This window comes from Alteromonas sp. HB246098 (assembly GCF_054890645.1).
In genome coordinates this window covers 235,908-260,602 of the sequence record NZ_JBTZUG010000006.1, presented here as the reverse complement: position 1 = coordinate 260,602, position 24,695 = coordinate 235,908, and the positions used below count along the sequence as shown (strand labels likewise).

The following is a 24,695-nucleotide window of genomic DNA, read 5'->3' as shown; positions in this document are numbered from 1 at the left end:
ACCAATTTTATACAAATTGGTATTAAATTGGTTATACCTTTTGATAATTAAGTAAGGATTTTATAATGAAAGTTGCCTTTACCCTACCGTGTGCATTTTTAGCTATAGCCGCTACTAATGCACACGCAGCAACCTTTGTAATGGAAAAAAATAACACTGCGTTTTCTATAGATGGAAACGGTGGAGCGGTTGTTGGACAACAACCCTATTTATGGAACACGAATCTCAACAATGTTAACCAGCAGTGGGTGCAGATTAGTCATGGAGATGGCTATTACTCATATAAAAAACAAGATACAAACCTTTGTTGGGACGGTGGTAGCGGCGGCTCTAATGGCCAAGCTATAACTTTAGAACCTTGTGATGCATCGAATTACGATCAGCATTGGGAAAAAATAAAGGTGATCAGCGGTACAGAACTTTATCGCTTCCAGAAGCGCAACGCCTCTGGCTATTCGATAGACGGCGGGAACGGCGCAGCACGACAACAGCCGTTGTATCTATGGTCTTCTAGCAATAGCAATGTAAACCAACAATGGGAACTAACTCGAACAGACGCAGATTCACCATCTACGGGCAATGCTGGAAGCTCTGTTTCAATTAATACCGCGTTTGACGATGGTAGCGGCCATGGTAGTTATCCTGCGACCAACGTTATTGACGGTAATACCGACTTTTCATCACGTTGGGCAGGTAGCGGCTCGCCGGTGAATTTAACGGTTCAGCTTAACGAAACCACTACGGTATCAGAAGTTGGCATAGCCTGGGGTCGAGGCGATACGCACGCATACACGTTTGAAATATACGCACGCCCAGGCACAAGCGGCTCGTGGACTAAAGTATTTGATGACGTGAGCAGTGGAAATACTTCTAATATTGAAGTGTTTGATATTGATGATATTGCCGCTCAACAAATTCGCATTAAAACTTTTTCTAACACTGCAAATTCAACTTGGACGAATATCACAGAAGTTGAAGTCTATGAAGGTGGCTCTGTTACGCCGCCAACTTCGAATCCGTCATTAGATCCAAGTGCGCCACCGTCAACTAATTTCGATTTGTCTCGTTGGTATCTAAGCATTCAAACCGACGATGATGGCAATGGAAAGGCAGATTCAATTAAAGAAGACGAACTTAACGCAGGCTTTGAAGACAGTCGCTTCTTTTATACGGCTAACGACGGTGGAATGACGTTTAGGAGCGAAATAGATGGTTATAAAACATCAACTAACACTAGCTATACTCGTTCTGAGCTTCGGGAAATGCTACGGGCAGGTGACACATCTATAGATACTCAAGGCGTTAATAAAAACAATTGGGTATTTAGTTCTGCTCCCTCTTCTGCACAAAATGCGGCAGGCGGCGTTGATGGTAATATGAAAGCTACTGTTGCTGTTAATCACGTCACCACGACGGGCGATAGCGGGCAAGTAGGTCGTGTAATCATAGGGCAGATACATGCAGATTCAGATGAGCCTGTGCGCCTTTACTACAGAAAACTACCTGGGCATGACAAAGGCTCGATTTACTTTGCCCATGAGCCTGGTAATGGCAATGCCGAGCAATGGTATGAAATGATTGGTTCGCGCTCTAGCTCAGCAAGCGAACCTAGCGACGGCATTGCACTAAATGAAGTGTTCAGCTACGAAATTGACGTAACGGGCAACACCCTTACTGTTAAAATATTACGCGAGGGTAAACCTACGCTAACTGAAGAAGTGGATATGAGTAATAGCGGCTACGATGTTGCAGATGACTACATGTACTTTAAAGCAGGCGTTTACAATCAAAACAATACGGGCGATGGGGATGATTATGTTCAAGCGACCTTCTATGCGCTTGATGTAACGCATGACTAAATAGCCTACAAAACATAGCCAGCTTAACTACAAGCTGGCTATTTTCTTTCTCTCTGTTCTTGCAATTCCAAAAAGCGCAAGGCTCGATAGTGCGCTACTTCGTGTTACCCGGGTAGCACTCCAAAATGGATAAAGGTGTGTCGCCATGACATACGTATTCGAAATTATTTACCCCAGCTGGACAGAAAAAACGATCCCATTGTTTTAGCTGAGTGAATTCATCACCATATTTGACCGCAATATTATCTGTCGACTGGTTTAGTACTTTTTTCGGTCCCAGACAATTCATCGTGCTCTTGTTCTGCAAGCTTTGCCCGTTCAGCTTTAGAGATGTACGCTGGCTTATTGCTTTTATGAAGTTTAGCCTTAGCTTTCTTATCTTTTTTCTTAAGCTTAGTGAAGATTTTCTTACGACGGTTCATGCTCTGTTCTTTAACTTTTTGCACTCAATGCTCGCATTATACGATGCACACCGCTAAAGCCGCCATATGTGTTTTCGCGAGCACAAATTTCAAAATAGAGGAAAGTGGTTTGGGATCAAAAAAGCCCTCGCATTTCTGCAAGGGCTCTCTGAATAATGGTGCCTCGACCCGGGATTGCAACGCGCGGCGCAGCCGCAGGGGCACGTTAGCGTGTGCTTGGTTTTCCAACCGCCGGGATCAAAAAAGCCCTCGCATTTCTGCAAGGGCTTCGATGATGGTGCCTCGACCCGGGATCGAACCAGGGACACGCGGATTTTCAATCCGCTGCTCTACCAACTGAGCTATCGAGGCTGAAACTTGTTAGCGTTCTAGGCGTTTACTGCCTGTCCTGCTGTGGGTGCGTATTAAACGGTTTTCGCCTTCACAAGTCAACCGTTTTTCTCGCTTTTTTTGCGCTTTTATTACTGTTTGCACATTGTTTGCTCAAAAAACGCTTTTTTGCTTATTTTTCAGGCGGAACATAGCCTTCAATCGTAGGCTCTACATCGTCAAACAAGTAGGCCGACATTTTTTCTTCCAAAAATGAACGGGCATTCGGCTCCATCATATTTAACTTATGTTCGTTAATTAGCATGGTTTGTTTCTTTTGCCATTCGGCCCATGCTTCTTTAGAAATGTTGTCGAAAATACGCTTACCCAGTTCACCCGGATAAAGTTGGAAATCTAAGCCGTCTGCTTCTTTTTGAAGCTTGCGACAAAATACCGTTCTTGCCATGTTATTTCCTTTCGTTCGCTATCTGCTTAGCAATTAATACAAGGCTACCTTTACAAGCCTAACGCATTAACTGCTGAATTATCTTGGTTGTGGGTGCCGCTAAACCAACTTCAATAGGCTCGTTCAACGAAAACCACCGATATGCCGTTTCAGCTACGCGCTTTGTTGGAGCAGAGTTTACCACGGCCACTACTGGGGTGATATCTAAATGAAAATGACTAAAGGTATGGCGGAAGCCTTCAAGCTCTCGGGTCTCTTCAACAGTGATCCCCCGCTTGTTAAGCTGCTCAATACCCTCTTCTATTGCGCATACCTCGATAAAACCATACAAACCGCCCCAGAGGCCTGTTGAAGGACGCTGTTCTAAATACACTTGGCTATTGAACTGTGCCACCATCATAAAAGTGGATTTTTCCGGTAGCGTTTTTTTCGGTTTTTTGCCCGGGTAGTCGGTTTGCGCACCTTGAGCGTAGGCAATACAGTCGGCTTGAAGCGGGCACTTGTCACACTTTGGTTTGCTTCGCGTACAGATCATTGCGCCCAAGTCCATCATCACCTGAGTATACTTGGCACAACGTCCACCTTCTGGGTTGGTAGGCGTGTTTTTCTCTGCCACCTCCCAAAGTTGGTTTTCCACTTTTTTCTGCCCCGGCCACCCGCCTATTGCGTAGTAACGCGCCAGCACACGCTTTACGTTGCCATCTAAAATAGGAAAGCGCATATTGCGAGACAGCGACAATATGGCACCCGCAGTTGAGCGACCTATTCCGGGTAAATCCATGACTTCTTCAAGGCTGTAGGGAAATTCTCCGTCATACTTATCCACCAGCGTATTCGCAGCTTTATGTAGGTTTCTTGCTCTTGCGTAGTAACCAAGCCCTGTCCAATGATGGAGCACGTCGTCTTGAGATGCTTTCGCCAACTCATGTACAGAGGGGAATGACGCCATAAAACGTTCAAAATAAGGAATTACCGTAGTAACTTGGGTTTGCTGGAGCATAATTTCCGACACCCATACCTTATAAGGCGTTACGTTTTGCTGCCAAGGTAAATGTTTTCGCCCATACTTGCCAAACCATGCGAGCACTCGCTCCGCAAAGCTTCCTGTATATTTTTGTTCTGTCATAATCATCTATATGGATATAGCTACTGCTTATTCTTTTACTAATAAAGCTTTATGCTTTCTGTCTAGCGACCATTCATTAACTAGCGCGCTATGGTAGCATGTAACTAGCTAGTTTAATGTTAAGGAGCACACGTGTCTGTGCAGCACCCTGTTTTGTTTTTTCCCGGTACACTCTGCGACGAGCGCGTATTTCTACCACTATGGCGCTCATTGAATATTTCACAGCGCAGATATGTGCCGCTTCAATGGGCGTCGTCACAAGAAGAAATGCTGGCATTAAGTGAAGACCGTATCCTCGATGACGAAAAAGTGCACCTTGTAGGTTACTCCATGGGCGGGTTTATTGCGGCACTAGTCGCACAGCGCAATCCTGCCAATGTAGCCTCTGTTACTCTGATAGGCTACAACCCAGAAGGTTTGTCAAAAGAAGAAATTGCCAAGCGTAAGCAGCTGACTACCATGCTTAAGCAAGGAAACTTTAAACCCGACAATGATGCCTACCTCTCACGGTTTATTCACCCTTCACGTTTGGACGATGAAAATGTGGCAGGCGTTGTTAAATCAATGGCTCAGGATTTAGGTAAAACCACACTACTTAACCACACACTCGCCACAACGCCCCGAGAGAGTACCGTAAAATCACTGGCGAAGATCAATGTGCCTGTAACCTTTATTACCGCCCAGCAAGACGCAATTGCTCCAGCAGAAGCAATAAAGCAACTTAAAAGTGGGTTACCCAAAGCTGCTTTCCACACTGTTAGTGATGCGGGGCATATGTTGGTACTTGAGCAGCCTAACGCCGTAGCGTCTATTATTGCTAAACAAATTAGCGTATAAAATTACAGCATTTTTACCACTATAGCGTTGCATAAGCCGTGGGTAAGTGGATAATGCGCCACCAGAAAATTGGGTTAGAAAGGCATTGCAAATGAGGCAATTCAAAAGTCAGGCGGAAGCAGAAGCCGCTGGAGTATACGTAAGTAAAGTAAAGAGCTTCGTTAAACGCGAAGGCAGACTTACCAAAGCACAAGAAAAAGCACTAGCAGATTACTGGCCAACCAAAGGCATAGACTATGTGGACGCGCCCTTATCGTTGCCAGAATTGTTTGGCCGAGACGCAGATGTGGTTGTGGAAATCGGCTTTGGCATGGGTAAGTCATTAGTTGAGATGGCCGCAAACGCGCCAGAGAAAAATTTTATTGGAATTGAAGTACATCGCCCCGGAGTTGGCGCATGCTTAGCCGATGCTAGTGAGCAAGGTGTCGAAAATTTGCGTGTAATGGAGCACGACGCCGTCGAAGTGCTTAAGAATATGATTCCAGATGACTCATTGTCGCGCCTGCAATTGTTTTTCCCAGACCCGTGGCACAAAAAGCGTCACCATAAGCGCCGTATCGTTCAGCCCGAATTTGTTGAGTTAGTTCGCACCAAGTTAGCTATTGGCGGCTGCTTTCATATGGCGACCGACTGGGAACAATACGCTGAGCATATGTTAGAGGTCATGACCAACGCCGACGGTTACACCAACACTGCAACTGACGGTGACTATGTGCCTCGACCGGACTACCGTCCAATCACCAAGTTTGAAACTCGCGGTCAAAAGCTAGGCCACGGCGTGTGGGATCTAATTTTCGAGCGTACTAAGTAATGATTTTATCTCCTCAAAGCCAGCTGTTAGAACGTAATATCGCGCTTTTTGATGAAGGCCAGTGGGCATTTATTAACCCTGCTGACGCGTATTTCCTAGACGCTCTCAAATCGCATAACGTAACGGTTCTTCACCAGTATTTCGATATTTTTTCGGAGTGCGTACGCGTCATACCCTCTGTGTCGTTTGATAGCAGAGACATTACACGCACAGGCTTTGAGGTGACGCAAAAGGTTGGCAATCATACCCATATTTTTGCGCCTTTCTTGGCTTTAGAAAAATCTCACACTGACGTGATGATTTTCTTACCTAAAGCAAAAACCCATTTTCAAATGTTACTGCGAATGGCCGCAAGTATGGTTGGCCAACATGGCAGAATACATGTGGTTGGTGAAAACAAAGGCGGTATTAAAAGTGCCGCTAAGTTAATGCAACAATATGGCCCTACGCAAAAAGTTGATTCGGCGCGCCACTGCAGCCTGATTACCGTTTTAGTTGAAGAGCCTCACCTTGCTTTTGAGCCCGATGCTTGGCTTGATATGAATACCTACCACGTTGAAGGTACAGCTTGGGATGTGGCCTCTATGCCTGGCGTTTTCAGTTATAAAGAACTGGATGCGGGAACAGAGCTTCTGCTTGAAAAGCTTTCGACGTCACTAAGCGGTGAAGTACTAGATTTCGCGTGTGGTGCTGGCGTTGTTGGTAGCTACATTATGCTTAAATACCCGCATTTGAAGCTGCATCTTACCGATGTGAGCGCGCTTGCGGTGTATTGTAGTGCTTTGACCCTGGCTGAAAACGGATTGTCAGCAACCCTATATGCTGCGGATGGTTTGCATGGGCTTTCCCATAAAGTTCAGCATATTGTCACCAACCCACCGTTTCACACTGGCATTAAAACCGACTACACCATTACGAAGCGATTTATCTCAGATGCAAAGGCAACCTTAAGCCGTGGTGGCACTATGCAAATGGTGGCGAACCGATTCTTACCCTACCCTGGTTTGCTCGCCGAGCACTTCCAAACGGTTTATACCACGGCACAAACTTCTCAATTTTCTGTTTATCAGGCAGCTTTATAATTAAAAAAGCCATTGGCTTATGCTAACTTAGCTTTTCTACCTGTTGCTTATGCCATTGTGGATACTTCACAGTGGCACTCAGCGCTTTTCGTACACTTAACTTAAGCATTACGAGTGCACTACATGTACGCTCTGGGAGATTAACTGTGAATATTGTATTTGCTATTTCAGAAGTTGAAGAGTTGGTCAAAACTGGCGGACTTGCTGACGTTGGCAAAGCGCTCCCTCTCGCACTACATAGTATGGGCGAAAGCATCACGATAATAATGCCTTATTACCAAGTACTGGCAGAGCAATTGAACCTGCCCACGGTAGCCGAGCAACAAACCCTGTTCACTGAAGGGCAAGTGTACCACTTCGATATTCGCTACATGCAATGGCATGACATTCCAATTTACTTTGTAGACGCGCCTGACTACTTTATGCGTGAAGGGCTATATGCCAATGCCTTTGAAGCATATGAAGATAATGGCGAGCGCTTTAGTTTATTCAGCGGCGCTGTTCTTCAAACGCTTAAAGCGATTGATAAAAAGCCGGATATTATTCACTGCCATGATTGGCACACGGCTATGCTTCCGTTTTTACTTACCCACGACAAATCAGGGTATTTCGATAGCACCAAAACAATATTCACTATTCATAACGCCGCTTTCCAAGGCGTACACAAACTAGAAACCATCCCGTTTCTTCGACATCACCCAAACATCTTGGCGCAAGTACACGGCGGGTACATCAACATGCTGCAAAGCGGTATTGAGTTTGCCTCGAAAGTGACGACTGTAAGTCCTAACTATGCAAGGGAGCTGCTTACCGACTTAGGTAGTCACGGACTTCACGAACGTCTTGTAAATCGTCAAGCCGATTTAAGCGGTATTCTAAATGGTTGTGATTACACCCAGTGGAACCCCGAAACAGATACGTTTCTGCCTGAGCACTACAGTGTAGATAACCTTCATCCAAAAACCGCCTGTAAGCGGGTTTTGCAGGAAAAGTCAGCACTGCCTGAGAATAGCGACATTCCGCTTATTGGAATGGTATGCCGCCTTACAGAGCAAAAAGGTTTCGGGTATATACTGCCCATTTTAGACGACCTGATTAAGCATAATATCCAAATGGTCATTGTAGGCACTGGCGATCCAAAGGTATGTATGGATCTTGGTGAGTTTGCCCAACAACATTCTGACAAGTTCGCTTTTATTAACGGGTTTAGTTCAGAGCATGCTCATTTAGTAGAGGCTGGCGCTGACTTTTTCCTTATGCCTTCACAATTTGAACCATGCGGATTAAATCAAATGTACAGCTTGGCTTACGGCACTATCCCTATTGTGCGCTCAGTAGGAGGGCTTAAAGACACGGTCATTGACTATAGCAACGATAGTGAAGGTACAGGTTTTGTGTTTGATGAACCTACGCCGCATGCTTTGTTAGCTTGTATTCGACGTGCTCTGCTGGCTTTCTATGAAGATAAGGGCAAGTTCAGGGCAATGCAGCAACGGGGGATGAGAACCCGCTTTACGTGGGAAACGTCTGCCAAACATTATCAGCAGCTGTATTTATCGGCGACTAATTAGTCGCTATTGTTGTTGAGCTTTTATCGTTCCCCCCCTTATTGGAACACTGACTTTACTATAAGCAGTGGCGATATAAGCGTATAAAAAACCGTAGCGAAAATAGGTAATAGCTCTGTAACCTTCTACATTAATTATTGTTTATAAGCGCCTTTCTTTTTGCCTACTTTTGCGCCACTATTAAAAAACGGATGACGTGAACGGACAGTACACAAGGCAGGTATGACGGATAAGGCAGTAAAGCTTTCTATAAAAAGCCTCTTTCTTTGGGTGGTAATGTCTATTATCACCTTCTCAATTGCAGTGTTGTCGGGCCTTGCTGTTTATACCCAAATAAAAACCTATCGCCATGAGCTTGAATCTAACGCAATGATGCTGGCTAAGTTGGTCGCTAGAAGCTCATCTACCTATCTATATGATGAAACCCCTGAACGTATAGAAGTTGCGTTAAGCAACCTTACAGCTGCAGAGCATGTACTCAATGCTCACGTGTACAAAGCCCAAAATGGCACATCTCAGCCAGAAATTTTTGCCTCGTACAATAAAGAGGGGCAGCTTTTATTAGGTGGCAAGGAAAACCAGTTAGCTTCCATGGTTATGAATCCAATACTGGCTGATAACGGGCATTACCTTGAACTGAGTGCAAAAGTGTTCGACCCAGAGACCAACATCCAGTTAGGTTGGGTATATTTAAGGGTTTCCTCAGACAACTTTAACCAACTGGTAGGGAAGTCAATTTGGCTAAATTTAGCAGTAGCTTTAGTGCTATTAGCCATAAGCCTTTACTCTGCACTAAGAATGCAGCGCTTTGTAACTGGTCCGGTGAAAAGTATCGCCAATTTTTTACAACGCACGTCCCGACAGCGTGACTATTCAGCTCGCGCTAAGGGCTCTAGCATTAAAGAGCTCGACATTTTAGCTGATTCGGTGAACGTATTGCTGCTACGCATGCAAGAATACATGCAAAAACAAAGACAGGCAGAGGAGCAGCACAGAAAACTTAATGCCAGTCTTGAAGATATGGTCAGCCATCGAACAACAGCACTAAAAGACGCGAACCAAGAGCTTATTCAAACATTAGAAAAGCTGCACCAGTTTCAGCGGCAAATCGTGCAGAATGAAAAAATGGCGTCCCTCGGTGATATGGTTGCCGGTGTCGCACATGAAGTTAATACACCAATAGGTTTAGGCGTAACTGCATCAACCATGATGTTAGACAGGTTGGCTGTTATTCAGAAAGACTTTGAGAATAAAACGCTAAAAGCCAGCGCAATGAAGCGCTTTTTGGATGAGAGTAATGAAAACCTGAATATTATTTACCGCAATTTGAACAGAGCTGCCGAGCTTATTAGTAGTTTTAAGCAGGTTGCCGTAGATCAAACCTCAGAATCTAGTAGAAGTTTTTGCGTTGTACAGCTAGTTAATGAGATACTGTTGTCATTGCAGCCTCGACTCAAAAAATTAAAACACAACATCAACGTAAATTGCGACCCTACCCTTAGCGTTGAAACGAAGGCTGGCCCAATAAATCAAATTTTGATTAATTTAATAATGAATTCGGTTATCCATGGGTTTGAATCTATGGATAAAGGCACCATTGATATTAGTGCCGAGTTGGTTAGCAATGATAAGCTCAAGCTTGTTTATACCGATAACGGAAAAGGCATTTCCCCGGAAATCCGCAAGCGGATTTTTGACCCCTTTGTAACTACTAAACGTGGGCAAGGCGGTTCAGGATTGGGAATGCACTTAGTATACAACTTAGTTACGCAGGCCCTTAATGGTTCAATATCGATTACCAGCGAGGAGGGCAACGGGGTAGAATTTGTCATTATCTTCCCTGTTGTTAATGCGAAAACATGAGAATAGTTGTATAAAGTATGAACTTTTCTTGATTTTTATTGGCTAATCCCAATACCTTAACAGTAAGAATATTCACAAGTTACTTGCAATCAAGTATATGAATATTAAAATTTAACCAGTTAGTTGCTTAAATCGTATTTTAGAAAGAGTGTAAAACACCATGCAGACGCCAAATGTGTTAATTGTTGAAGATGAGGTGGTAACCCGTACCACGCTTAAGAGTTTATTTGAAGCGGAAGGGTATAATGTATTTGAAGCCGAAAATGGTGATCAAATGCATGATTTCTTCGAGAATCACGCTATCAATTTGGTTATCATGGATATCAACCTACCGGGCAAAAACGGCCTGATTTTAGCGCGTGAAGTACGTGATCGTAAAAACGTTGGCCTTATCTTCCTAACAGGCCGTGACAACGACGTTGACCGCATTCTAGGTCTTGAAATTGGCGCAGACGACTATCTGACTAAGCCATTCAATCCTCGTGAATTAACTATCCGCGCGCGCAACTTACTGTCTCGTACAACAAACTCTTCAGAAGATGACGATTTACCAAGCCGTGTAAGCTTTAACGGTTGGACCCTTGACGGTGACAGCCGTTCATTGATTTCTCCTAACGGTAAAGAATTCCGTCTACCTCGTAGTGAATTCCGTGCGCTTCACCTTTTCCTAAGCAACCCAGGTAAGATCCTTACCCGTGAACAGCTAATTATGGAAATGACAGGTCGCGAGCTTCGTCCAAATGACCGTACGGTTGACGTTACTATTCGTCGTATTCGTAAGCACTTCGAGTCAGATCCAACAGATGAAGAATTGATTGTAACTATCCACGGTGAAGGTTACCGTTTCTGCGGTCAGGTTGACGGCTAAACCGCTGCCTGAACGAATATTGAGTTAATAAAAAAGCCGCTATCATGTAGCGGCTTTTTTGTGCGTAATGGTATCTGACTAGCTAGCAGTAGCGCTAAAGTAAACCGAGTAGCGATAGCGCTTTTCTTCCAATAAGAAGGCTTTGTGTGTACTTGGGCTCCACGAGTCATCGCCGCCCACGCCCATGTGAGCATGGTCAATATAGACAAACACACAATCTTGAAGGGCTAAATCACAGGTATGTTTTGCCTTATCCAACTGTACTTGCCCATATTCACTTACGCTGAAGTGGAACTGCCCGCTGGCAGTTAATTCACCAATGGCTAGCTTTTTACAGTGACTACGCAAGCCATTATCCGTTGGGAACACGTAGCGCGTTTGCATAGCATTAATAGGTAAGGTGTAGTGGCCATAGCGCGCCGCTGCTTTTCTGTCTGGGTAGTTTTCAAACGGCCCGAGCCCCTGCCAAGTAACCGACGTACGCTCTTCGGCTATAGGCACTGCCGTTTGCATACCAATTCGCGGCATTGGCGGTAAACCATCGTCTAACAACACCTCTACATCTACTGAAAGCTTGGCTTGTACATCTAGGGTATAAACCCACTTAGTTGAAGCCATTAGCTTTTGACCATAGTGATACTCGAATAACGACGTTATGCGTACGTCTTGCGCGCCCTGTTCGACGTTTATACCCGTACAAGTGCGTGACCATTCGCCTATACCAGCACGACGCCAGCGGGACTCCCAGGCGTTCGGATCGGGGTTATCGACTTCACTTACCCCAATATCGTTATCCAGCGGCGCTCGAAAGAAATTATCCTCTAACGGCGCGCTTAGAGTTTCATTATTCCCCTGCAGCCATGACGTTAACAGCCCACTTTCACTGTTGAAGCTAAATACGTTGTTTCGGACATTTACCAGTAGCATCCCATCTTGGGCCTCAATAACTAGTTCACTTTTGTCGTCTTGCTCATTGAAAGAAAATGGGACCATACCGCACATATTGGTTAGTGCTAACTGCGCGGTGTCCATAACATGCCCTGCACCCGCCCACGCGCAGTCATTCGCTGTTACAACATCAATATTTAAATGATACTCAGCCCCTGCTTTAAACGTAATTTCAGGGGTTAGGGTCAGCATTTGTGCTTGTTGCGGACCTATATTGATTTCGAGCTCGCCCGTTGCTTCAGCAATCGGTTTTCCGTTTTCTAGTACTTGCCAACGCAACAACTCATTGTCTGTGCGTCTAAACAGGTAATCACTACTTACTGTAAGCTCAAACTTGTTGTCTTTTTCAACCAGCGAAAAGCTTAAGTGCTGCTGACAGTATTTTGCTTCAAACAAGTGGGGATGTGGCGTTCTGTCTGGGAACAGCAATCCATTAATACAGAACTGACGATCGTTATCGATATCACCAAAGTCGCCACCGTAAGCCCAGTAAGCTTCACCACTGTCAGTGTACTTAGTTAACCCTTGGTCAACCCAGTCCCAGATAAAACCGCCTTGAAGACGCGGATACTCTTTAAATGCTTTCCAATATTCATCAAAGCTGCCCAAGCTGTTACCCATAGCATGGGCATACTCACATAAAATAACGGGGCGGTTTTCACCCGGCATCGACAACCACTTTTTAATGGCCCATTTAGGTACAGCATCGTCCTTAACGTCAGTATCAACTCTTGCGTACATGGGCGCAATAATGTCGGTCGCCGTAGTGTCGGCACCACCACCTTCATATTGCACAGGTCGTGATGGGTCAAATGACTTGGCCCAGCCATACATGGCGTCGTGGGTAGGCCCATGACCACACTCGTTACCTAACGACCAGATGATAATACAAGGGTGGTTTTTGTCTCGCTCGACCATTTGGGTGAAGCGCGCCATGTAAGCACCGGCCCAAAGTGGGTCGCGAGAAAGTCTTCCCATTGGGAACATACCGTGGGTTTCGATATTCGCTTCATCTACCACATAGAGCCCATATTCATCGCAAAGCTCATACCAGCGAGGGTGATTTGGGTAATGTGCAGTACGCACGGCGTTGAAGTTGTTTTGCTTTAATAGCTTAATGTCTTCAAGCATGTCATCTTCATTGATGGCATGGCCTTTAAGCTGATGGTGCTCATGTCGGTTAACGCCGCGAATAAGAACAGCTTTGCCGTTAACCAATAGCTGGCCATTTCTCATTTCAATATTTCGAAAGCCAACATTGTAGGCTTCAAAGTCCACCGTGTTACCACTCTCATCAATAAGGGATACCACAATACGGTACAAGTTTGGTGTTTCCGCGGTCCAGTGTTTGGGCTCTTTCACATCTAATGTTTGGAAAACCACATCATCCCAACCGCCCTTTTCATCAATACGCTTATTGTTGGTACCGGTAATAACTTGCTCGGTAACAGCGCTATCGCCATCAAAAAGCTGGATGCCCACTTTAAAGGTAGATGGCGCATTGATAGCAGTACGAACTGAAACCGTAGCGTCGCGGTAACACGCATCAAGCTTTGGCGTAACGAACACGTCCTGAATGTGATGTTGAGGTTTAGTGACTAAATTAACGCCGCGAAAGATGCCGCTGAGCCACCACATATCTTGGTCTTCTAAATAGCTACCGTCAGACCATCTGATCACCATAACAGCCAAGCGGTTTTCACCCTCTACTAAGAGGCGGGATAAATCGAATTCAGCAGGCAAGCGACTATCTTGAGAATAACCTACATACTCGCCGTTACACCAAAGGTGAAAGGCGCTATTTACGCCTTCAAACACAATGTGGTTACGCTGCTTTAGTTCATCATTGGAAACGTTGAACGTAGTGCGATAGCAACCCGTTGGGTTATCGCTAGGTACTACAGGCGGATTTACTGCAAACGGATATTTAACGTTGCAATAAATAGGTTTGTCGTAGCCCTGTAGCTGCCAGTTGGACGGCACGGTAATAGGCTGCCAATTTTCAGATTCATCATTACTCAACGTTTTAGTAAGTAGGCTTTCAGGTACGCTTTCTGGGGCATCAAACAAACGAAAATCCCATTGGCCATTTAAACTGCGCTTTTGCGCATTGGTACTGTACAGTGCATCTTCTAGCGTTTTGTATCCGTAATGTGGACTGTGGGCACTGATGCGGTTTCTTTGAAACACAACTGGGTTTTGCCAGTCTTTTTGAGCGACTACTTGGGAAACATTAAGCATGTCATTTCCTTTACTTTTTCGTTAAACGAAATATAGCTAACTTTCTACAGATCCTTTATGCTCTAAACTTACATCTATTTATCCAAAACTATCATTTTACATTTATGCAACCTATCTTCAGAGACATTGTAGATATTGGCCCCAACTGCTTCGAACGCTTTATAGATAGTAGTAACGCGCCAGAAATCAGCAGCCTAGACATTGAACTGGCAGGATGCTCTAACTTATCAGGGAACTATACGGTGGGGCGTGTTTCTCCGCCTAACCATACCTTGTTCTATAGCATAAAGGGGCAAGGAAAGTTTCGCGTTCCATCAGGCGAACTACAGCTAAATGAAGGGCAGCTTATTATTTTACCTGCTGGACAAAGCTTTGAAGTTTCCATTATCAGCGAGCAGTGGGACATAATTTGGGTAAATTTAGCTAATACCGAGCGCTGGAAGTCATTTAGAAAAAGCGATGCCCTAGTTGTAGATAACGCCATGCTAGAAGGACTGCATCACGCCATGGAACTTGTGTACTTGGAACGCGACCTTGATAGCCGTCGCGCTGCCATGCAGTTTGTTTCTCGTTACCTGTGCCGCATAGCAGATGCTCCATTAGGTAAAAAGCATGCCAGTGACGAAAAGGAGCGGCGCCAAATAAGCCGGGTACATGCGCTGTTTTCAGTAGTTGATAAACAGCTACAGTTTGACTGGGATATGAAAAGCTTAAGTGAAAAGGCCCATTACTCTGCCCCCCACCTTCATAGGTTGTGCTTACAAGTGTTTGGGCGAAGCCCAAAACAGCACGTTATTCATTTGCGGATGGCACGGGCCAAAAGCTTATTGTTAAGCACGCAGTGGCCCGTTTCCTACATTGCAAGCTATGTGGGCTACACAAATGTATTTACTTTCTCAAAACGCTTTAAGAAATCGACAGGTCTCTCTCCTTCAGCGTTTCGAGAAAACGCGAGCTAGCTGCCCGCTATCTTCATTTGGTCGATAAGCACAGAGCCAGTCTGAACACTGCCGCGCACATCTTTTTCAGCACCAATAGCCACAATGCCTTTGAACATATCTTTTAGGTTACCGGCAATGGTTACTTCATGGACTGGGTATTGAATAATGCCATTCTCAACCCAGTAGCCCGCAGCACCGCGCGAGTAATCACCGGTTACACCATTAACGCCCTGCCCCATAAGTTCGGTCACAAATAGTCCTGTGCTCATTTCTTTTAGAAGCTCGGCGTCGCTATGTCCTGTATCGCCTACTAGCCAATTGTGAATACCACCAGCATGACCGTTAGACCGAGTATTTAGCTTACGCGAAGAGTACGTCGTATAAAGGTATGTGGCTAATTTACCGCCATCGACTATTGTCATATCTGCACAGGCTACACCTTCGTTGTCGAAGCTAGAGCTTGCTAAGCCGCCTTTAATAAACGGGCGTTCTTCAACGTTAAGCCATTCTGGGAAAACTTGCTCGCCAAGGCTATCAAGTAAGAAACTAGAACGACGATAAAGGCTGCCACCGCTGATAGCACCGACATAGTGACCAAACAAGCTAGATGCGATGTCGCGGTGTAAGAGTACAGGTACGTTCGCCGTGTTAATTTTACGGGCGCCTAAACGGTCTACAGTTGCTTTTGCAGCGTCAATGCCTACAGCACTTGCTGATTGCAACAAATCGGCCTTACGGCTTACCGTGTAGGCATAATCGCGCTGCATATCGTCATCTTGTGCGCCAATAACCATACAGCTTAAAGAATAGCGGCTACTAGGGTAGCCTGCGTTTATACCATGGGTGTTGCCATAAACGCGCATACCTAAATTTGCGTTATACGAAGCGCCATCTGAATTGGTAATGCGCGAGTCGTAATCCATTGCTGCTTTTTCAGCCTCAATGGTAGTTTTAATGGCCTTTTCAGTATCTAATTCTTCGGGGTGATACAGGTCTAAATCTGGGAATTCAGTAGCAATAAGGTCAGCATCGGCCAAACCAGTACAAGGATCTTCACTGGTGTAACGTGCAATATCTACGGCTTTTTCTACCGCTAATGTTAACGCTGCTTTGCTTAAATCAGCAGTAGAAGCACTGCCTTTTCGCTTGCCTACGTATACGCTTATACCTAAGCCACCGTCGTTGGTAAATTCAACGTTTTCAACTTCTTGCATACGTGAAGATACGGCGATGCCCTGCACTTTCGACATGCTGGCTTCAGCTTGCGTTGCGCCTTTTGAAACGGCTAATTTTAGTACATCATCTACGACATTTTGAATGTCGGCTAACTGCTGCTCAATTTGCATAGTAAGTTTCGCTGTCTTAATTCGACTGTGATAGTTACAATTTAGCTAAAGTGTAACACTAATGAGTTTGAAATGAGTGATCAGAAATACAATTCTCCTGAAGATCCTTACTTCGAAGATGCGCAAGCAGATGAGTTCGAAGAGGAAGAGTTTGTCAGTAAAACTGAGCTGAAGCGTCAAGCAAAAGAGCTTCATAAGCTAGGCGAAACCTTGGTTAACTTAACCGATGCACACATTGCCACTATTCCTATGGATGAAGAGTTGGCCGATGCCGTTGCTATTGCCCGTAAAGTTAACAAGAAAAAAGATGGTTATCGACGCCAGCTTCAGTTTATTGGTAAAGCTCTGCGTAATCGCGATACTGCCGATATAGAAGAAGCGCTAGCAAAACTAACGCATCAACACCAAGCAGCAAACGCGGCTTTTCATGCGCTAGAGAAAGCCAGAGAAGCGGTAATTGAGCAGGGCGACCCAGCTATTCAGAAGTTGATTGAAGCGCACCCTGAACTTGATCGCCAGAAGCTGCGTCAATTCCACCGCCAAATTAAGAAAGAGCGCGAAAAGAATGCGCCACCCAAAGCGTTCCGAGAGTTGTTTCAGTATTTGAAAGACGTTATTCACGAAGATTAACAAAAGTGCTTCCACACTAAATTAATGCGGCTTCTCAGCATGGGAAGCCTGCTTTTTCGTAAACATTGCAAACGACAAGCAGGAAGTATTAACAGCTATCTACTTATTCCTGATTAAAGTTGCCTTTTACACTTTAATTGCCATCTTCTTGTTGGCAGCTAGCTTTAAAATGTTTGTTTAAAAAAGCAATAGCGTGACCGTGATATTCGTTTTGAGGCACAAAATGGTCACCATCCGGTGCCATAATATGCTCGTACGGATAAGCAAATTTGTTTTCCCCAAGTCGCTTAATGACTTTCTCTGACATTTCTGCAGATGGCCAAACATGATCATTTTCACCAGAAACTAGTAATACTGGGCCCTTTATATCCTCGACGCGAATTACTGCATTAACTATGTCCCTCTTCCCCTCTTCAAGCGCGACTTTATATGCTTCGCGAAAATCTCCGGTAAGCATGCTAGGGATAGCGCTATTTGGTATTTGAACAAAGGGGATGTCACGACCATTGTATTGAAATGAAGCGGTAGATGCTCCAGTCCTAAAAGAGGGGCTTGCAAAAGAAACATGGCTACCTGCGAACGCGACAGCACCGTCGATGTCGGGATATAGTGACGCTAGTAGCAAAGCCAACTCTGCTCCCTTAGAGCCTCCCATCACTGCAACACACTGAGAGTTAATAAAGGGCAATTGCTGGGCCTCTATTACTTTTTCGTAAATTGCATCTAGTGATATACGATCAAGTTCTTCAGGTAAGCCTGGCATCTTGAAATACCCTATCGCGAGAACGGCATACCCCGCATCTAAATATTTATTTCTTTCAGATGAATTAGAAGCCCTCGACATACTATTTCCACCTTCGCTGCCACCAAAATAAACAAGCAGCGGGCGGTTTTGTGACTCATCTGTGAAAAGCTCTGTGTTTACACTGCCATAGTTTACAATAGGTTTTGTGCTATCGAAGGAAAGCTGAATAAAGAGAGCATATCCAACAGCAGAGAGCACTAGTAGCAGTGCTGAGAAACTAAGCCATTTTAATAGGCGGATAATCACCGATAATTCCTTTTATCTAGACCGAAAAACTGTAGTGGCTTACGCTTGTGTAAGCCACTGACATGGCGAAGTTATTATGCCGTACCGCCCACTGTTAGCTCGTCAATTTTAAGTGTAGGCTGACCTACGCCCACCGGTACGCTTTGACCGTCTTTACCGCATACACCCACGCCTTTATCTAGCGCAGTGTCGTTACCAATCATTGAGATTTTTTGCATAACCTCAGGGCCGTTACCAATTAAGGTTGCCCCTTTAACTGGTGCAGTAATTTTACCGTTTTCGATAAGGTAAGCTTCAGCGCTAGAGAACACGAATTTACCAGAGGTAATATCTACCTGACCGCCAGCGAAGTTCGGCGCGTAAATTCCTTTGTCGATAGAGGCGATAATTTCTTTCGGATCGTGCTCACCTTCCAGCATGTAAGTATTGGTCATACGAGGCATAGGCAAGTGAGCGTAAGATTCTCGACGGCCATTTCCGGTAGGTGCAACGCCCATTAGCTTGGCGTTGTGTTTATCCTGCATGTATCCCTTTAAAATACCGTCTTCAATTAGCACGTTATGCGCCGTTGGGGTGCCTTCGTCATCAACCGATAACGAACCGCGACGGTCGCTTAATGTACCGTCATCAACAACCGTTACACCTTTGGCAGCTACGCGCTCGCCAATGCGACCGCTGAAAGTTGATGCACCTTTACGGTTAAAATCACCTTCAAGACCGTGACCCACAGCTTCGTGAAGCAATACACCAGGCCAACCGTTACCTAATACCACAGGCATAGCGCCTGCTGGTGAGGCCACTGCCTGCATGTTAACCCGCGCCATATGAAGTGCATCATCGGCTAATTGCTCATAATAGGGTTTGCCATCTTCATCTTGCTTAAAGAATGAGTAAGCATATCGCCCACCAGCTCCCGCTGAGCCGCGCTCGCGTCTATCACCTTGTTCTAGCAATACTGAGCAGTTTAAGCGCACAAGCGGACGAATATCTGTGGCCAACGTACCGTCGCTACCGGCAACTAAAATTTCTTCATATACGCCGCTTAAACTTACTACCACCTGATTGGCAGACGGCTCTTGCTTACGGATATAAGCATCTACTGCTTTAAGCAATGAAATTTTCTCGGCATCTTGCATCGCAAGAATAGGATTATTTTCGGCGTAGCGCGCTTCAACGCTCTTGTGACCCAAGCCAGCAACTTGTTGGGTACCGCCGCTTGGCGCAATACCGCGGGCCGCTTTGCACGCTTTAGTTAACGCTTCTTCACTTATTTCATCAGAATAAGCGAAACCCGTTTTTTCACCGCTAATAGCACGTACGCCTACGCCGCGCTCAATGTTATAGCTGCCTTCTTTGATAATACCGTCTTCCAAAACCCAACTTTCGTGTTGGCTCGACTGAAAATACAAATCGGCATAGTCGGTGTCGTGGCGATGAATGGTCGCTAGCGCGCTCTCTAGCTTTGTAATATCTAGGCCTGAGTCAGATAATAAATGACGCTCAACAGATTTAGACAAAGTGACTCCTGAATCGGTTATGTTCGGCAACCGGCATATTCTGTTTAATGGTTTCTCTTGCTGCAATATCTATGTTTGCCGATACCAGCCCTGTTTTTGAGGCTTGTTCGGCTAGGGTTTCGCCCCAAGGCGATAGGATAATACTATGCCCATAGGTTTCGCGACCGTTAGCATGAACGCCACTTTGATTTGGCGCTACCACGAAGCACTGTTTTTCAATGGCTCTGGCTTGCAACAACGCATGCCAATGGGCCTCTCCAGTACGCTGGGTAAAGGCCGCAGGCAACACCAAAATATCGATATCGCCCATTGCAGTAAATAACCCTGGAAAACGTACATCATAGCACACCGCAAGCCCAATGTTGCCTATTGGCGTTTGAACAGTGACGACTTCGCTTCCTGCTTCAGTGGTAGCCGACTCTTTGTAGCTGCCTGTGTTATCGTTTACCGATACGTCGAACATATGAATTTTACGATAGTCAGCCAAAAGCTCGCCACTTGGACCAAATAACATGCATGCAGCAGAAAACTTAGCGGGGTTTTCGGTTTTAACCGGAAACGTTCCTGACACTATGTAGCATTGGTGCTGCTTAGCAAGTGAGGATAAACGACGCTGTATTGCACCATCACCTTTAACTTCAGCGACTTCAAGTTGACCCTTATCTTTTCCGCCAAAGCAAGCGAAGCACTCTGGCAACACCACTAAACTGTCCTTTTCTATATTGGCCGCCGCCATTTCGCTTGCAACTGTATCGAGATTCTCTTCTACATTTGGCGTAGAAGTCATTTGTAGTGCTACTAAATTAACCATCGATCACCTCCATTTTCAGCCTGCGTACGTCATCATCCGTTAATGGCCTGTCTTGCGGGTTCGCTGGAACAGGCGCATTTTGGGCAGGTAAGCTAATGTCTTTACTGTTACGTTCAACTTCATCGAACTTAGGTTCTTTTATGGTACCCGTTACGCGATAGTTCACATTTGAAATGACTTTCGCAGAGGTCAACACTTGGTCAATGGCAAGGGCAGCTAATGCGGTAGGCGGCGTTGCTAAGAAATACACAAGAAACGGAAGGTTACCGGTTACATTAGGCGCGAACGACACGTTGTAATTTAACCCACCCGTATTCAAGTCGGTGAAGCCGGTAATTTCTATTTCCCCTGCGCCGCCGTCAATTTCTGTATCGTCAGTATATGCTTTGCCGTTAACAATGCTTAAGGTGCCGCCCATATCATCGTAGAAAAAGCCCTTGGCAAAAACGTCACGAAAATCTAGGCTTAGCTTTCGTACTAACGAATTTAAACTGAACAAGGTAAATATTCGCGACCCCTTGTCACTCAACTCCGTAAGATAACCATCAGATAGTGACCACTCTACATTGCCATTAAGCTGTTCAAACCCAAAGTCCATTGGCGCATTTGGCCAGTTAATGTCGAACTGCACGTTTGCACTGGAATCTTTAATACCCGATTCAACGCCATACTCTTTAAGCATTTGCCCAACATCTGGAGACGTTAAGGTTCCGTTTAACGCGCTTTTAACCTCGCCGCCTACGTGCTTCCAATAGCCCGTTGCGGTTACGTTGCTTTCATCAGACTTCACTAAGAGCTGGCGTATGGCTAGACCGTCATCTTCTTTCGCTACGTCTAATGTTACTTCACCTAAATCAATACCATGCACGCCGCAAGACTGACAGTAAAAATAAATGGGCGGCAGCGTGTTGGGGTCAATATTATACGGTGACTCATCTTCCTCGCTTGCAGCATTGCTAGTAGTGGCTACCACGGCGTCATTATCATTATCTGTTGTCGCAGATGCTTCAGGGTCAATAGGTTTAGCTAACGACAAGTAGTCGGCATTTACTTCAATGCCTTGCTCATCTAAATCACTGTTGATGCGAATGGTTGCCCTGGCCTGAGGAGAGGCTAAGTCTAAAATCCAATCCTTGTTTCGCTCAGTGGCGTTCAGTTCTGCCTTCTTAATGCTATGGCCAGCGAAATTAAGCATGTCGGCTTTAGCAAATATACGCGATGGCGTGCCGAACAAATTCGTGCGCTTAGCTTCAGGAGCCTTTGAATCGATAGATGGCTGAACATTAGTTTGCGCATAGGTGTTTCCCGCATCTTTTCCTTTGCCTGAAAGCAACATGTCAATTGTGGTAAACCACTCTTGTACATCGGCTTGAGCCAAATTTGCACTGATACTAAAACCTGTTCCAATATTGGCAATATCGCTTTCACCCAGGGCCAAGTGCGCCCGCGAGAACTGCATTTCTTTGTGAGGAAGCACACCGTCAAAACGGATATTACTGCCAAGGGTGGCTTTGACGTTCGATGCTTTGCCATCGCCAGTACTGATTATCTGTAGAGGTAAGCTACTACCCGCTGAAGTATCGAAGGGAGCAGGTAATATACTTTGTGTTGCGGTTAAATCTGCCGTGAGATTTGCAGAGTATTCAAAGCCGCTTTCAGAAAGAGTTAGGTCTACTTTAGTGTTCCAATCACTTTCGCCATCAATATACGTGGTGAGATCCGTGTTTACATAGTTAGCCAACGGATGTACATGCCAACGCCCACCTAATTCTACATGAAGGTCGTAGGTGTCGCTCTGCCTGCCAGACAGCGATAAATTCACCGGCTGCTGAAGAAATTGCGCAGTAAGATCCCGTGCATCTATATCTCCGTTAGTAAATGACACATCACCCGACGCTTTATCAAACAGCATGTTAGTTTTTGTGATATAGACAGGGTTGTTAGATAAATGCGCGGTACCCGTTGCCACTACATCATTGCCCTTAAAAGGTATGTCTAACTTAATGTCAGCAGACAGCGGCCCACTAATTTGCACATCATCGTTCAATACCTTACCCAGCGAATTTTTTAGGGATGAGTCCATCATCAGCGCCGTAAGCGCCTCGCCAGAACCTGTGCCGGTAGCATAGATTGCCAAGCGGGCCCCAGGCTTAAAACTAGGTATAGCAGCCGACATATTGCTTATATTCACATCAGCAAGAGTTGCACTTGGGCTTTCCATCACTAAGGCATTGTTCACAAAATACAAAGACAAATCTAAGTTATTGAGCGCAGGCCAGTTAGGCGCAAAAAGAAAATCCCCTTGTTTGATATCAACATAAGCCTGGAAAACACCGGTATTGTCTTCAAAGGGAAAGTCACTTGTGCGGCCATGCCACAGCACACGCGCATTTGTGATTTGACCTTCGCCAGTAAACGCGCGAGTGAGATATTTGTCGGTATTAGCCCCCATTAAGGAAGCCGGAAACAGGCTACTTACTTCATTTAAAGCCAGCGGGCTCACATCGACATACAGCGACATAAACCCCGTGGCTGTATTCAGTTTAAACTGCGGGTGCAAATTAACAGCATCACTATCTAGCAGCATATCGCTACCTTTTACTATCCAATGCTTTGCTGCTTGGCCTGCTTGTTCTGGATAAATATAAAAACGGGATTTGAACTGGTTTATATGAATGTCTTTTTTGATGACACCATCAGCGCTTAACACGCTATCCTGACTTTCTAAGTAAACGGCGCCATTATTTTTATACCAAAACAGATCGGCGTTGAGGGAAGAAAGGCCTGGCACCTTATCTGTTTTATCCCACTGCACATCTAGCACTTTAGCGGCCAAAGACGGTTGGCCATTGTGCAGCTGTATTTGCAACGTGGCTAACTCGCCTTTCGGATTTAGCCCACGTATTTCCTCTTCACTGGTATCATCCATAAAAAGGGGTAATAACAGTAAAAACGGGTTAATTTGCAGGGGCTTCATGGTGTTTATTAGCACATCACCGTTTGCACTAATGCTACCAATAAGATCTGTGGTTAGGGTTTCATTACTTGAAGCAAGTACAAGCTGGTCAACTCTAACATTCCACCCGCCTTGTTTACTTCCATTGTTAGGCAACGCCTGTAAGCTACCACCGCTGATGCCGGTTACCGTTTTTGCACGGCCACTTCCCCACTCTAAAAGGCTTTCACTTAGTTCAGCTTGTATACTCGTGATTTCACTTTGAGAAAAGTTCGTCCATACCTCAAAGTTTGCACGGCTTTGGGCTAACGGGCGCTTAGTTTTTATCAGGTCGCTTACCCAAGGAGAAATATCAAGTTCTTCGGCTTTGGCGTAGAACACGCCCTCAAACTCTTCTCGCGTGCCCGTTATATCAATAATGAAAGACGCAGAGTTAGCAGCTAAATCTGCAACTTTCAGTTGTCCTAGCCCTTGGTGCCTCTCTTCATGGTTGTTCCAGGATAAGCTCTCTATATCGAAGGAATTGGTTTCGTTAAGGTGGGTCACGGAAACCACACCGTCTTCTAGCGAGAAGCTTTGCAGTTGCTCTAGGAAAAGTCGCTCAAGAGCCTTCACCACGGGAAAGTTATTTTTGCCGTCACCGGAAAGGCGATCGGCATCAATATCGAGTTTTAAGCCTCGCAGTTCAAAACGGTTGGATGAAATAAGCTGATGGCGTAGCGATTCCCAAAAATCTAGCTCAACGTAGATTTGTCTAATGTCCAACGCCACAGGAGATGCATCGCTTTTAGCCAGCGACACAGAATTGAGCACAATGCTGGGGCCGCTGCGCTGCCAAACTGCATGCACACTTTTTATGGATAGATTTACACCATATTGCTCATTTATATAATTTTCCAACAAATGTTTGTTGTGCTCAATATGCGGCAGAGCATAGCGTGCAGCGCTCAATACAAGCGCGAAAAGTACAAGCAATACGGCAATTAGCAGCCAAAACTTCTTGAGTAGATAAGCGGCTACCGACGAAAAATTTGTCACATTTT

18 protein-coding genes and 1 tRNA gene are annotated in these 24,695 nt (G+C 45.3%); 9 read left to right on the top strand and 10 right to left on the bottom strand.

The window, feature by feature from the left end; genetic code table 11:
• Positions 1-65 precede the first annotated feature (65 nt).
• Complete coding sequence (locus tag ACYTPF_RS14410) at positions 66-1,859, top strand: polysaccharide lyase family 7 protein (RefSeq protein WP_461852700.1); 1,794 nt, start codon at positions 66-68, stop codon at positions 1,857-1,859.
• Between the two features lie 242 nt (positions 1,860-2,101).
• Here ACYTPF_RS14410 and ACYTPF_RS14405 read toward each other — a convergent pair whose 3' ends face one another.
• The 4 genes from ACYTPF_RS14405 to mutY form a co-directional block, all read right to left on the bottom strand.
• Positions 2,102-2,281, bottom strand: coding sequence for a DUF2986 domain-containing protein (locus tag ACYTPF_RS14405; RefSeq protein WP_179982074.1), 180 nt, complete (start codon positions 2,279-2,281; stop codon positions 2,102-2,104).
• 275 nt (positions 2,282-2,556) lie between these two features.
• Positions 2,557-2,632: transfer RNA gene (locus ACYTPF_RS14400), tRNA-Phe, on the bottom strand.
• 151 nt (positions 2,633-2,783) lie between these two features.
• Positions 2,784-3,056, bottom strand: coding sequence for an oxidative damage protection protein (locus ACYTPF_RS14395; protein ID WP_025256893.1), 273 nt, complete (start codon positions 3,054-3,056; stop codon positions 2,784-2,786).
• A 58-nt stretch (positions 3,057-3,114) separates the two neighbouring features.
• Positions 3,115-4,182 carry an A/G-specific adenine glycosylase gene (gene mutY / locus ACYTPF_RS14390; RefSeq protein ID WP_461852699.1) on the bottom strand — a complete coding sequence of 356 codons (1,068 nt, stop codon included), beginning with the start codon at positions 4,180-4,182 and terminating at the stop codon, positions 3,115-3,117.
• A gap of 132 nt (positions 4,183-4,314) precedes the next feature.
• Between mutY and ACYTPF_RS14385 the strand changes: the two genes are divergently transcribed.
• The 6 genes from ACYTPF_RS14385 to arcA all read left to right on the top strand — a co-directional run bounded on the left by ACYTPF_RS14385 (position 4,315) and on the right by arcA (position 11,211).
• On the top strand, positions 4,315-5,019 hold the full coding sequence (locus ACYTPF_RS14385; protein WP_461852698.1) for an alpha/beta fold hydrolase: 705 nt from the start codon (positions 4,315-4,317) through the stop codon (positions 5,017-5,019).
• Positions 5,020-5,110: 91 nt separating this feature from the next.
• Positions 5,111-5,830 (top strand): tRNA (guanosine(46)-N7)-methyltransferase TrmB, encoded by a 720-nt coding sequence (gene trmB / locus ACYTPF_RS14380; RefSeq protein ID WP_461852697.1) that lies wholly within the window; start codon positions 5,111-5,113, stop codon positions 5,828-5,830.
• Positions 5,830-6,912 carry a methyltransferase gene (locus ACYTPF_RS14375; RefSeq protein ID WP_461852696.1) on the top strand — a complete coding sequence of 361 codons (1,083 nt, stop codon included), beginning with the start codon at positions 5,830-5,832 and terminating at the stop codon, positions 6,910-6,912. Before trmB ends, ACYTPF_RS14375 begins: the two co-directional genes overlap by 1 nt.
• Before the next feature lie 146 nt (positions 6,913-7,058).
• Positions 7,059-8,483 (top strand): glycogen synthase GlgA, encoded by a 1,425-nt coding sequence (glgA, locus tag ACYTPF_RS14370; RefSeq protein ID WP_461852695.1) that lies wholly within the window; start codon positions 7,059-7,061, stop codon positions 8,481-8,483.
• 219 nt (positions 8,484-8,702) lie between these two features.
• Positions 8,703-10,343: an ATP-binding protein gene (locus ACYTPF_RS14365; RefSeq protein ID WP_461852694.1), complete on the top strand. Its 1,641-nt coding sequence runs from the start codon at positions 8,703-8,705 to the stop codon at positions 10,341-10,343.
• A 160-nt stretch (positions 10,344-10,503) separates the two neighbouring features.
• Positions 10,504-11,211 carry a two-component system response regulator ArcA gene (gene arcA / locus ACYTPF_RS14360; protein WP_014996957.1) on the top strand — a complete coding sequence of 236 codons (708 nt, stop codon included), beginning with the start codon at positions 10,504-10,506 and terminating at the stop codon, positions 11,209-11,211.
• 78 nt (positions 11,212-11,289) lie between these two features.
• Here the strand turns inward: arcA and ACYTPF_RS14355 are convergent, their stop codons facing one another.
• Positions 11,290-14,400 carry a beta-galactosidase gene (locus ACYTPF_RS14355; protein ID WP_461852693.1) on the bottom strand — a complete coding sequence of 1,037 codons (3,111 nt, stop codon included), beginning with the start codon at positions 14,398-14,400 and terminating at the stop codon, positions 11,290-11,292.
• Between the two features lie 104 nt (positions 14,401-14,504).
• Here ACYTPF_RS14355 and ACYTPF_RS14350 point away from each other — a divergent pair, with 104 nt between their 5' ends.
• Positions 14,505-15,359: an AraC family transcriptional regulator gene (locus ACYTPF_RS14350; RefSeq protein WP_461852692.1), complete on the top strand. Its 855-nt coding sequence runs from the start codon at positions 14,505-14,507 to the stop codon at positions 15,357-15,359.
• On the opposite strand, the gene pmbA is transcribed toward ACYTPF_RS14350, so the two are convergent.
• Positions 15,356-16,687 (bottom strand): metalloprotease PmbA, encoded by a 1,332-nt coding sequence (gene pmbA / locus ACYTPF_RS14345; RefSeq protein ID WP_461852691.1) that lies wholly within the window; start codon positions 16,685-16,687, stop codon positions 15,356-15,358. The genes ACYTPF_RS14350 and pmbA overlap by 4 nt on opposite strands.
• Positions 16,688-16,759: 72 nt before the next feature.
• Here pmbA and yjgA point away from each other — a divergent pair, with 72 nt between their 5' ends.
• Positions 16,760-17,317 (top strand): ribosome biogenesis factor YjgA, encoded by a 558-nt coding sequence (gene yjgA, locus ACYTPF_RS14340; protein ID WP_269917653.1) that lies wholly within the window; start codon positions 16,760-16,762, stop codon positions 17,315-17,317.
• A 133-nt stretch (positions 17,318-17,450) separates the two neighbouring features.
• Here the strand turns inward: yjgA and ACYTPF_RS14335 are convergent, their stop codons facing one another.
• From ACYTPF_RS14335 to ACYTPF_RS14320, 4 genes are all read right to left on the bottom strand, one after another.
• A complete protein-coding gene (locus ACYTPF_RS14335) occupies positions 17,451-18,368 on the bottom strand; it encodes an acyl-CoA thioester hydrolase/BAAT C-terminal domain-containing protein (RefSeq protein ID WP_461852690.1) in 918 nt (305 codons plus the stop codon).
• Positions 18,369-18,442: 74 nt separating this feature from the next.
• Positions 18,443-19,885: a metalloprotease TldD gene (gene tldD, locus ACYTPF_RS14330; RefSeq protein ID WP_461852689.1), complete on the bottom strand. Its 1,443-nt coding sequence runs from the start codon at positions 19,883-19,885 to the stop codon at positions 18,443-18,445.
• On the bottom strand, positions 19,878-20,696 hold the full coding sequence (locus tag ACYTPF_RS14325; RefSeq protein WP_179982061.1) for a carbon-nitrogen hydrolase family protein: 819 nt from the start codon (positions 20,694-20,696) through the stop codon (positions 19,878-19,880). Before ACYTPF_RS14325 ends, tldD begins: the two co-directional genes overlap by 8 nt.
• Positions 20,689-24,690 carry a YhdP family protein gene (locus ACYTPF_RS14320; RefSeq protein WP_461852688.1) on the bottom strand — a complete coding sequence of 1,334 codons (4,002 nt, stop codon included), beginning with the start codon at positions 24,688-24,690 and terminating at the stop codon, positions 20,689-20,691. Before ACYTPF_RS14320 ends, ACYTPF_RS14325 begins: the two co-directional genes overlap by 8 nt.
• Positions 24,691-24,695: the final 5 nt, after the last annotated feature.